The following is a 287-nucleotide window of genomic DNA, read 5'->3' on the forward strand; positions in this document are numbered from 1 at the left end:
GGTCATAGCGCTGCTCGCGCACCCGACTCTTGAATTCGCCCCATTCGCCACTGGCCCAGGCGGAAAAGGGCTGCTTGCGCCAGCGCCGCAGGGCCACCGGGATCACCTGGCTCACCGCCGGGTGCCAGGCGGGGATCTCGGCGAAGCCCTCCTCCACCACCCAGTCGAAGCAGATGCCGGGGATGGCCCGGGCCGCATCGGTCAGCGCCGGCAGGGTATGGATGACATCGCCGAGCGATGAGGTCTTGACCAGCAGCACGCGCATCTAGCCCACCTCGACCGGATCG

General features: G+C 68.6%; 1 pseudogene. It reads right to left on the minus strand.

From position 1 onward, the window contains the following. A pseudogene (locus FS767_RS22140) lies at positions 1 to 265 on the minus strand (lipopolysaccharide heptosyltransferase 1); the annotation flags it as partial. Positions 266 to 287: the final 22 nt, after the last annotated feature.

It is taken from the genome of Pseudomonas sp. DE0010, from assembly GCF_007680745.1.
Classification (GTDB): domain Bacteria; phylum Pseudomonadota; class Gammaproteobacteria; order Pseudomonadales; family Pseudomonadaceae; genus Aquipseudomonas; species Aquipseudomonas parafulva_B.